Annotated in this window: 9 protein-coding genes; 1 reads left to right on the forward strand and 8 read right to left on the reverse strand. The window is 42.8% G+C overall.

Annotation, left to right across the window (positions count from 1 at the left end; all coding sequences use genetic code 11):
- The coding region (locus HT671_RS06875) for a helix-turn-helix domain-containing protein (protein ID WP_172923098.1) at window positions 1-275 on the forward strand (275 nt) is incomplete at its 5' end.
- Here the strand turns inward: HT671_RS06875 and HT671_RS06880 are convergent.
- The 8 genes from HT671_RS06880 to metE all read right to left on the reverse strand — a co-directional run bounded on the left by HT671_RS06880 (window position 255) and on the right by metE (window position 10,841).
- Window positions 255-1,139: a PucR family transcriptional regulator gene (locus tag HT671_RS06880; RefSeq protein ID WP_000988345.1), complete on the reverse strand. Its 885-nt coding sequence runs from the start codon at window positions 1,137-1,139 to the stop codon at window positions 255-257. The two genes, HT671_RS06875 and HT671_RS06880, sit on opposite strands and share 21 nt — an antisense overlap.
- 3 nt (window positions 1,140-1,142) lie before the next feature.
- On the reverse strand, window positions 1,143-1,529 hold the full coding sequence (locus tag HT671_RS06885; RefSeq protein ID WP_101514389.1) for a Mini-ribonuclease 3: 387 nt from the start codon (window positions 1,527-1,529) through the stop codon (window positions 1,143-1,145).
- Window positions 1,522-2,865 (reverse strand): cysteine--tRNA ligase, encoded by a 1,344-nt coding sequence (gene cysS, locus HT671_RS06890; RefSeq protein ID WP_050223374.1) that lies wholly within the window; start codon window positions 2,863-2,865, stop codon window positions 1,522-1,524. The genes HT671_RS06885 and cysS overlap by 8 nt, the downstream gene beginning before the upstream one ends.
- 82 nt (window positions 2,866-2,947) lie before the next feature.
- The gene (locus HT671_RS06895) at window positions 2,948-3,832 is read right to left on the reverse strand and encodes a GNAT family N-acetyltransferase (RefSeq protein WP_166735473.1); all 885 of its coding nucleotides are present in this window, start codon (window positions 3,830-3,832) and stop codon (window positions 2,948-2,950) included.
- 11 nt (window positions 3,833-3,843) lie between these two features.
- Window positions 3,844-4,461 (reverse strand): serine O-acetyltransferase, encoded by a 618-nt coding sequence (gene cysE, locus HT671_RS06900; RefSeq protein WP_023933244.1) that lies wholly within the window; start codon window positions 4,459-4,461, stop codon window positions 3,844-3,846.
- A gap of 15 nt (window positions 4,462-4,476) precedes the next feature.
- Window positions 4,477-6,690, reverse strand: a complete 2,214-nt coding sequence (pnp, locus tag HT671_RS06905) for a polyribonucleotide nucleotidyltransferase (protein ID WP_138703001.1) — start codon at window positions 6,688-6,690, stop codon at window positions 4,477-4,479.
- Between the two features lie 941 nt (window positions 6,691-7,631).
- The gene (metF, locus tag HT671_RS06910) at window positions 7,632-8,498 is read right to left on the reverse strand and encodes a methylenetetrahydrofolate reductase [NAD(P)H] (RefSeq protein ID WP_166735474.1); all 867 of its coding nucleotides are present in this window, start codon (window positions 8,496-8,498) and stop codon (window positions 7,632-7,634) included.
- 93 nt (window positions 8,499-8,591) lie between these two features.
- Window positions 8,592-10,841 carry a 5-methyltetrahydropteroyltriglutamate--homocysteine S-methyltransferase gene (gene metE, locus HT671_RS06915; RefSeq protein ID WP_138702999.1) on the reverse strand — a complete coding sequence of 750 codons (2,250 nt, stop codon included), beginning with the start codon at window positions 10,839-10,841 and terminating at the stop codon, window positions 8,592-8,594.
- Between the last annotated feature and the right edge of the window lie 327 nt (window positions 10,842-11,168).

Consider the following 11,168-nt stretch of genomic DNA (forward strand, 5'->3'; position numbering starts at 1 on the left):
TCGAACTGAATCTTTCTGAAAGACAAATCAATCGTCTGCTACTAGCCTATCAACAGAAAGGAAAAGAAGCCTTCAGACACGGAAACAGAAATCAAAAACCAAAACATGCAATCCCTGATGAAATCAAAATAATTGCCCTCAATCTCACCATTTTTTTGGGACATCATCACTTTCGATTGACAGCCTCAATCCACTATAACTCTGCACATAAAAATGGAGAAGATGGCAATCCTCTTCTCCAAATATTAACTTCTTTACAAACCAACTATAGTTGACAAAGAACCTAAAATCAATTGATAACACAAGGTCAAGTCGGTCAACTCTTTCAACTGAAGCCCTGTCAATTCTTCCCATTTATCAATTTTGTATTGGAGAGAATTGCGGTGCAGATAGAGTTGCTGGGCTGTTTTTGTTAGGACAGCACTATTTTCCCAAAGGGAGAGAATGATTTCCTGAATCTGATCCTGGTCCAAAATCATCTGGTGTAGACATTCCTTGATTGGCTTCAAGTCCACGAGCCTTTCTCCCATACTCCAAAGATAGAGCTGTGAAAAAGTATGAACACCTTGGTGACCCTGACGCCACCAAGTCTTAAACAAATCTCTCTCTGCTTTAATCAAGTCTGATAGGGCTTGATGTCTTGCCTGAGACCAAACCTGGCCTAACATGATAGAGAGACGAAGTCCAAAGTCATACTCAACCGCTTCAATCGTATCAGATAAGATTGAACGTACAGAGGTGTACTTATCTTGTTGCAGCACGAAAACATAATCCTGAGCTCCGACCTGAAGCACCGTCTGACAATTCGGAAAAAGAGTCCGCATCATATCTAGCCAAGAAGCCAGATTTTCCTGCTGAAAATAGGAAAGATGGCAATACACCAACTGAATCTTTTTAAAAGTTTGCGGTGCCTGACCCTTCCCCTCAATCAGATAGGAATACCAAGGATTGAGCGAACGAGCCTGCTCCTGCTGGGTCAAAAGGGAAATCAACTGCTTTTCACGCTCACTGAGCCCAGCTTTCTCCAGCAAAATCCACTGCTGAGAAGCTAAAGGGAGAGTGAGATAGCCCTCTTTCTCTACTGGTTGGTCTGAAATCTGAGCCTCAGGAAACCAGTCTTGTAGTTCTTTTGTCATCATGTCCTAGCCCTCCACTTTTTGGATGCACCACCAAATCAAGCTCTCAAGACGTTCCAAATTTTCAGTCATATGGAGATAGCCCATCACAGCTTCAAAACCTGTGGACATGCGGTAAGTCACCACATCGGCATTTTTAGCCTTTGTGTGGCTATTGGTATTGCGGCCACGTTTGTAGATTTCTTTTTCTCTTTCCGTTAGGACTTGCTCCTCTAACATGAGGGAAATCAGGCTAGCCTGAGCTTTGGCCGACACATACTTGGTCGCTTCTTGATGGAGTTTATTGGGTTTGGTCATGCCTTTGAGGATGAGGTGACGACGAATATACATGGAATAAACCGCATCTCCTTCAAAGGCTAGCGCAATCCCATTAATGAGATTGACATCAATCACGTGTCCACCTCACTCCATCCTTGGTGTCAAGGAGCTTAATTCCCTGAGCAGCCAATTGATCACGGATTTGGTCTGCTGTCGCAAAGTCACGATTGGCACGCGCCTCTTGGCGTTTTTGAATCAAGTCTTCAATCTCTGCATCCAAAGCTTCCTCAACAAAGACAATTCCAAAAATTTCTAACATATCTGCAAGAGCTTGCTTGACACTTGCATCATAGTTCCCTGAGTTGATCCATTTGGCCATTTCAAAGACAACTGTGATACCGTTGGCAGCATTAAAATCTTCATCCATAGCTGCTACAAACTTATCTTTAAAGTTTTGTAACTCTTGGGCATCCACGTTTCCTGTAAATGGTTGCTCATAAGTATTCTTCAGATACTTGAGATTGGTCTCGGCATCGCGAACTGCCTTTTCCGTGAAGTTGATAGGCTTACGGTAGTGCTGGGTCGCAAAGAAGAAACGAAGTACTTGCCCATCAAGAGTTTTAAGGGCATCGTGTACCGTAATGAAGTTACCCAAGGACTTAGACATTTTGACATTGTCGATATTGACAAAGCCATTGTGCATCCAGTAGTTAGCAAAAGTCTTGCCTGTTTTAGCTTCAGACTGGGCAATTTCATTGGTGTGGTGTGGAAACTCTAGGTCAGCTCCACCACCGTGGATATCAATGGTATCACCTAAAATCTCTGTCGACATGACTGAACACTCAATATGCCAACCCGGACGTCCAGGTCCCCAAGGACTATCCCAAGAAATCTCACCTGGTTTGGAAGATTTCCATAGGGCAAAGTCTACAGGATTTTCCTTACGAGCCGTTTCTTCATCGATACGACCTGAAGCACCTAGCTCCAAATCTTCCAAGGTTTTATTAGCCAATTTGGCATAGTTGTGGGATTTTTCCACACGGAAGTAAACATCCCCTTGACTCTCGTAGGCAAAGCCTTTTTCAATCAAATCTTCCACAAAGCGGATGATGTCAATCATAAACTCCACCACACGCGGATGGCGAGTCGCAGGTTTGACGCCCAAGGCCGTCACATCCTCACGAAAGGCAGCGATGTACTTGTCCGCAACCTCCTGAGGCGTGATGCCTTCTTCCCTGGCACGGTTGATTATCTTATCATCTACATCCGTAAAATTGGAAATATAGGCAACCTCATAACCACGATACTCAAAATAGCGACGAATGGTATCAAAAGTCACCGTTGAACGGGCATTCCCCACGTGGATATAGTTGTAGACGGTTGGTCCACAAACATACATCTTGACTTTGCCGTCCTCGATTGGGACAAATTCTCGCAAATCACGAGACATGGTGTCGTAGATTTTAATCATAAAATAATAGTCAGGAAAACCAAAATCAAAGAACACTTAGTTTCATCACTAAGAGTTCAATTGAATTTCAGTCCGAATATCTCTACACTTCGGAATCCCTTGCTCCTTTCTCATTCAGATAAACCACCTGAGTCTGTTTGACAAAGCCAATTTTTTCATACAAACGTTTGGCACCTACATTGCTATCCTCTACTGCAATTTGGAACTCCTTATCATTTTGCTCAATTAGTTGGTTGACAAGGGATTTTGCTAAGTAGCTTCCATAGCCTTCCCCACGTTCAGGTTCCAATATTGCTAAACCGTAGAAGTAATTCGTATTAGTCGATAAATCTACCGTGCAAGTTCCAATAACCTGACTGTCTTTTAACAAAATATATAAGCGACTTTCTGGATCCTTCAGAGCTTCAGCGACATATCTATCCACAACTTCTCTCGATTCATGTTCCTCTGAAAATGCCTGAAATTTTAACTGGCTAATTTGCTCCTGATACGAACTATCTGCTAACAAAACTTCAAGATTAGAAAGTTTTGCTAACTGATATGGTCTTCTATCCTTACCTAACCAGGTTTCTGTCTCTTCATCCTCGACCAATCCCCAATTATTGACAAAATCAGGATGACGCTCTAGAAAAATACGCTCTGTCTGAAAAGTGACTGAACAAATAGAGAAAGAAGCTGTTTCTTTCTCAAAACTCGTAAACAAAGCACGCGCAATCCCCTGACGGCGATGACCTGGATGAACCAGTATCGTCACTTCTACATCTTGGTCATCTGCATAGACAGTTAATAAACCAACAAGTTCGCCTTTTTCATAATAAAGGAAAAAGGCGGGCATGTTTGGGTCAAAATTAAGCATGTTAGAGAGATAGGGATCGCGATAGGTACCGTCATAGTTTTGGCAACAGTTAATTACTTTTTTCGCCTCAGATAGCTCTTCTTGGCTTAACTTGTTTCTTGCTTGAATCATATAGGTATCCTCTACAAACCAGACGATCTATGACTGGCTTCTTTAGCCTGCTCGAGTTTATTAACATAATACTCTCGTTTTTCTTCGACTTCGTGAATGACAGGCTCATCCTTCTTACCATGAAGGCGGACAATCTTAGCCGGAATACCGACAACCGTCACATCACTAGGTACATCTGCCACGACAACTGCTGCTGCACCAACCTTGGCATTTTCACCGATTTCCACTGGTCCGATGACTTGGGCATGAGCCGATATGAGAGCTCCCTTTCGAACGGTCGGATGGCGTTTTCCAACATCCTTACCAGTTCCACCAAGAGTCACCCCGTGATAAAGAAGAACGCCTTTTTCAACGATCGCTGTTTCTCCAATCACCAAGCCTGAACCGTGGTCGATAAAGACACCTGAATCAATCTGGGCACCTGGATGAATCTCAATCTGAGTCCAAAAGCGCCAGAACTGACTGTGCATACGAGCCAGGAGTTTGAAGTCGTACTTCCAGAGAAAATGCGAGAGACGGTGGGCCGCCAAGGCCTTGACACCTGGATAAGTCAGCAAAACCTCCAAAGTGGTGCGGGCCGCTGGATCATTTTCTTTTACGATATCAATGGTTTCGCGCCACCACCCCATACATTTCTCCTTTTCTTACTCTGAATCTTTTGGTATTTCTGTAAATTCTTTCTTAGGTTTGTGATCCTTGTGATGACGTGGGCGGTGAGGGCGCTCAGACTTTTCACCTTTTTCATCATGCTCAGGTTTTGGCGGACGAGGTAGAAGAGCCTTCATAGAGGCATCGATACGGCCTTTTTCATCAATCTTGATAACCTTAACATCAACTTCATCCCCGATTTCTACCAAATCCTCTACACGATTGGTACGAGTCCAAGCCATCTCCGAGATATGAACAAGAGCATCTGTCTTATCAAAGAGGTTAACAAAGGCACCAAATTTCTCGATACGAACGACTTTAGCAAGGTAAACTTCGTCCACCTTAGCTTCACGAACCAAACCAGCAATAATTTCTTTAGCACGATTGATGGCATCTTGGTCGCTAGAGTAGATAGATACGTTACCTTCTTCGTCGATGTCAATCTTAACGCCTGTTTCAGCGATAATCTTGTCGATGGTTTCTCCACCCTTACCGATGACAATCTTAATCTTGTCCACATCAATCTTAATGGTATCAATTTTCGGAGCAGTTGGAGCCAATTCTGGACGAACTTCTGGAATGGTTGCTTCAATGACATCAAGGATTTCAAAACGCGCTTTCTTGGCTTGAGCAAGGGCCTCCGTCAAGATTTCTGCAGTAATCCCTTGAATCTTAATATCCATTTGAAGGGCTGTAATCCCGTCACGAGTTCCGGCAACCTTGAAGTCCATGTCTCCAAAGTGATCTTCCAAACCTTGGATATCTGTCAAGACTGTGTAGTTATTTCCATCTGAGATAAGTCCCATGGCAATCCCTGCTACTGGCGCCTTGATTGGCACACCACCAGCCATAAGGGCAAGAGTACCCGCACAGATAGAGGCTTGAGATGAAGAACCATTTGATTCCAAGACCTCAGCTACCAGACGGATAGCGTAGGGGAATTCTTCCAAACTTGGCAAGACTTGAGCAAGGGCACGCTCACCGAGAGCCCCGTGACCGATTTCACGACGACCTGGCGCACCATAACGACCTGTTTCCCCTACAGAATATTGAGGGAAGTTATAGTGGTGCATAAAGCGTTTCTTGTACTCTGGATCCAAACCATCAATGATTTGAGTTTCTCCCATCGGAGCCAAGGTCAAGACTGAAAGGGCTTGCGTTTGTCCACGAGTGAAGAGACCAGAGCCGTGCACACGAGGAAGAAAGTCAACAACCGCATCCAAAGGACGGATTTCATCTACCTTACGGCCGTCAGGACGTACCTTATCTTCTGTGATCAAACGGCGCACTTCAGCGTGTTCCATTTGTTCCAAGATTTCAGCCACATCACGCATGATACGGTCAAATTCTTCGTGGTCCGCATATTTTTCTTCATAAACAGCAGTCACTTGGTCTTTAACTGCTTGAGTAGCAGCTTCACGAGCCAATTTTTCTTCTACTTGGACCGCTTTTTGGAGGTCGCTGTTGTAGACTGCGATAATTTCAGCTTGCAAGTCAGCATCTACATGAAGCAATTCCACTTCTGCTTTTTCTTTACCAACAGCTACAACGATTTCTTCTTGGAAAGCAATCAATTCTTTGACCGCTTCGTGCCCTTTAAGGAGCGCTTCCAACATGATTTCTTCTGACAATTCTTTAGCACCAGACTCTACCATGTTGATGGCGTGCTTGGTACCAGCAACTGTCAATTCAAGGAGAGATTGCTCTGCTTGTTCTTGTGTAGGGTTGATGATGATTTGACCATCCACATAACCCACTTGGACACCAGCGATTGGACCGTCAAATGGAATATCTGAAATAGACAATGCCAAGGATGAACCAAACATAGCTGCCATTGGTGCAGAAGCATTTTCATCATAAGAAAGCACGGTGTTAATCACCTGTACTTCATTACGGAAACCTTCCGCAAACATAGGACGGATTGGACGGTCAATCAAACGCGCTGTCAAAGTCGCATCTGTTGAAGGACGTCCTTCACGTTTCATAAAGCCACCAGGAAACTTCCCAGCTGCATACATTTTTTCTTCGTAGTTGACTTGAAGTGGGAAGAAATCCCCAGTTGCCATTTTCTTAGACATAACGGCAGCAGTCAAGACAGTTGACTCACCGTAACGCACGACAACTGCGCCATTTGCTTGCTTAGCAACCTGACCAGTCTCTACAATTAACTCACGACCCGCAAAAGTCGTTTGAAACACTTGTTTTGTCATTTTAATCCCCTTTGGATTGATGAAATTATACGCCTTGCCTACAAAGATCAAGATACTAAGCCGTTAAGCAACTCAAAGGAAAATAGGAAATCGGACGACGGAGCGACTGCTCCTAGGCAGATTTATCTTTTTCCACAGAGTTGTAGGCGAGTTCAATTACACAAGATACTAAGGACGTCAAAAGCAAAGTGAAAATAGGAAACTGACGAAGTCTTCGATGAAGACAAGACAGTTTATCTTTTTTACATAGCTTTTCGGACGGGTTCAATTACTCAAGGTCAAGCAACTCAAAGGAAAATAGGAAATCGAACGACGGAGCGAATGCTCCTAGGTAGATTTATCTTTTTCCACAGAGTTGTAGGCGTGTTCAGTTACGCAAGATATTTTGGACGGTTCGGCTTGCCGAACATTTCTGTAGAAAAATAGGAAGGTGACGCCGCACTCGATGAGTGCTAGGAAGCTTATCTTTTTTCCTAAGGAATGAGGCCAAAATTCAATTAAGTATCTTTTTGATATTTCCCTGGAATAGTGCGGACGGGAGCTAAAATTATCCAGTGGATGATTTTAGAAATCCAACGGAATTTCAATGGTAATTTTTAATTACTTCGCCTTTTTATTTCTATGCTCAGGCTAAAATAGTTTCCCGAACTATTTTACTCTCAAAAATCCTGCCTTAGATAATAATATTGTTATCATCTAAGATACCACGATAGCGTGAAATATCTTTTAAATACTCACTCCGTTCGTGTTTTTTGAGACACACATTATCAGATTTTGCTTAAAAAATAATCAACTTTAAACAAACTTCTAAAACCTAAATACCCTCATCTTTGTATCAAGTACGTACAGAGTCTATTTTATCATATTTTTCTTAAAAAGTGCGGTCTTTACCATTAAAAAGGAACCATTCCCCTCACTTGAGAAGAATGGTTTTCTTTTTATTATCCTAGAGACTGATGATTAAACAAGGCATGGGTTGCTTGATGGATGTATTTTGCTGTTTCAGCATTGTTCATAGTGTAGAGATGCACACCGGCAACATCCTGAGTTACCAAGTCCACGATTTGGTCCACTGCATAGGCAAGTCCTGCTGCTCTGAGCGACTCAGGGTCATGCTCATACTTGTCTAAGATGGATTTAAATTTGCGTGGAAGATGGATATTCTCACAAGTCTTCAAGAGGCGGAGAGCCTGATTTCGATTCAAAATTGGCATAATCCCTGCATGAATGGGAACATCAATCCCAGCCAAGATGCACTTGTCTTGGAAATCATAGAAGCGCTCATTGTCAAAGAAAAGCTGGGTTACGAGGCTCGAACAACCTGCATCCACTTTCTTCTTAAGATTTTGAATATCTGAAATCTGATTTGGTGAATCTGGATGGCCTTCTGGATAACAAGCACCAACAATATCAAAGTGAGGGGCTTGTTCCTTGATGAACTCAATCAAGTCGGTTGCATAGCGGAAATCCTTTTGTGGTTCCACGTCTGGAATAATATCCCCACGAAGAGCCAAGATTTTCTGCACTCCAACCTTGTCCAAGTCAGCAATGGTTTCAGCAACCTTGTCCTTAGTCAAATAGATGGCTGGCAAGTGAGCAATGGTCGGAATCGCCAAGTCATTTTGGATAAAATCAGCCAAACGAACCGTCGTTTCCTTGATATTAAATTTATTATTGCTGGCAGTTACACTGATAAAATGGGGAGCCAACTCCTGCATATCCTGCAAGGCTGAAATAATGTTACCATTACCCACGGCTGGGTTTGGAGGGAACACTTCAAATGAGAGTGACGGTGTTTGGCGTGACATAGTCAATATCCTTTTCTTTTTGATTTCATTATTGCTAACCTAACTAGGCTAAGCATCTTCTTGATCAGACAGTGTCAAGCAAGAAATCCAATCTTACAATTTCTCACGCGCAGCTTTAGCTGCTTCAACAAGGCGAATCAAGCTTTCTTTTGTTTCTGGAATACCACGTGTTTTCAAACCACAGTCAGGGTTGATCCAAACTTTCTTGCTTGGCACTTTAGCAAGGATGGCTTCGATTGTATTGTCGATTTCGCCTTCATTTGGCACACGAGGTGAGTGGATATCGTAAACCCCAGGTCCCACTTCTGTTTGGAAGTTTTTCGCTTTGAGTTCGTCCAAGATTTCAAGGTTTGAACGGCTAGCTTCAAAGGAAATAACGTCTGCATCCATGTTATCGATAGCTGGGATGATATCTGTAAATTCTGAGTAACACATGTGAGTGTGGATTTGTGTGTCTGGCGCTACTGTTGAGTGTACCAAGCGGAAGGCAGGAATTGCCCAGTCAAGGTAGTCTTCGTACCAGTCGCTACGACGAAGTGGCAATTTTTCACGAAGAGCAGCCTCGTCGATTTGGATGATTTTCACACCAGCAGCTTCAAGGTCAAGTACTTCATCCTTGATAGCAAGGGCGATTTGAAGAGTAGAATCCTTGATAGAGATGTCTTCACGTGGGAATGACCAGTTGAGGATGGTAACAGGTCCAGTCAACATACCCTTAACAGGTTTGTTTGTACGGCTTTGTGCATAGCTAGACCATTTAACAGTGATAGGGTTAAGACGAGTGACATCACCCCAGATGATTGGTGGTTTCACCCCACGCATACCATATGATTGTACCCAACCGTTTTTAGAGAAGAGGTAACCTGACAAGTTTTGACCGAAGTACTCAACCATGTCATTACGCTCAAATTCACCGTGAACAAGGACATCAAAGTCGATATCTTCTTGCCATTTGATCCATTCATCGATCGTTTCAGCAAGGAAAGCGTCGTACTCTTCTTGAGACAATTCACCTTTACGGTAAGCCAAACGTTTGGCACGAACTTCTTTTGTTTGAGGGAATGAACCGATAGTTGTTGTTGGAAGAGCTGGAAGTTTGAAAGCTTCTTCTTGGATAGCTTCACGTTCTGCAAAGGCTGGCAAACGAGTGTAGTCTGCGTCCGTCAATCCAGCGATACGAGCACGAAGTTCCGCATTTTCACCCACACGCTCAGTCGCAAAAAGTTCTTTGTTGGCGGCAAGTGCTTCTTCACCTTGACCATTGCGGATAGCGTCCAAATCACGAATCTCATCCAATTTTTCAACTGCAAAGGCAAAGTGGTTCAAGATTGCTGGTTCAAATTCTTCATTAGCAGTTGTAAATGGCACATGAAGAAGTGAGCATGAGCTTGTCAAGACAATGTTTTCAGCTGGGATTTGCTCAAGAACAGCCAAGCTCTTTTCGTAGTTGTTGCGCCAGATGTTTTTACCATTGACAATACCTGCATAAAGAGTCTTATCAGATGGGAAACCACCTTTAACCAATTCAAGAGTTTTCTTACCTTCAACGAAATCAAGACCGATAGCATCTACTGGCAAGTTTACAAGGTCAGCGTAGACGTCACGAACATCACCGAAGTAAGTTTGAAGCAAAACTTCAAGACCTTTTTTGTCAGCCAAGAGTTTGTTGTAGAGATTCAAGAAGAGAGCTTTTTCTTCAGCTGTCAAGTCTTTTACAAGAGCAGCTTCATCCAATTGGATGCGAGTTGCACCAAGTTCAGCCAATTTTGCAAAAACTTCTTGGTAAGCAGCAACTAAGCTGTCTACGAAGTCTTCTGCTTCCACACCTTCTTCAAAGTCTGACAATTGAAGGAAAGTGAATGGACCTACAAGGACAGGACGAGTGTTGAGACCAAGTTCTTTAGCTTCTTGGAACTCATCAAAGATTTTGTGACCAGCCAATTTTACTTGAGTGTCTTTTTCAAATTTAGGAACGATGTAGTGGTAGTTGGTGTTGAACCATTTCTTCATTGGAAGGGCGCGAACGTCCCCTTTTTCTCCTTGGTAACCACGACCCAAAGCGAAGTAGCGCTCAAGGTCAGACAAGTTCAAGTTTTGAACGGATGCAGGTACTACGTTGAAAAGGAAAGCTGCATCTAGGAAGTTGTCATAGTGAGAAAAGTCATTTGATGGGATTTCAGTGATGCCTTTTTCTTTGACAATGTTCCAGTGTTTAGCACGCAAGTCTTTTGCTGCTGCAAGGAGTTCTTCCTCTGAGATTTCTTTTCTAAAGTATTTTTCAGTTGTAAATTTTAATTCGCGGAATTCACCCAAACGAGGGAAACCGATGATTGTAGTTGACATGATGTGTCCTCCAAAATTTGTTGTTGAAACTATCTTAACAGAAAAGAAATCATCTGTATAATTGTAAAAAATTAGGCTTTGATATAGTTTGAAACTATATATCTGTTTTAAACAAAAGAAAAAGACCTGAGACAAATGCCTCAAATCCTTTGTATAGCGTGTTTTATAGCTTTATTTCAGTTATGCTCTTCAAACGCTTTATTAGTAATTCTTATAAGTGACTATGGCTTGTTATTAGAAAAGACTATAATACTCTTCGAAAATCTCTTCAAACCGCGTCAACGTCGCCTTGCCTTAGACATATGGTTACTGACTTCGTCAGTCTTA

Source organism: Streptococcus sp. 2741 (genome assembly GCF_013276315.1).
GTDB lineage: Bacteria > Bacillota > Bacilli > Lactobacillales > Streptococcaceae > Streptococcus > Streptococcus pseudopneumoniae.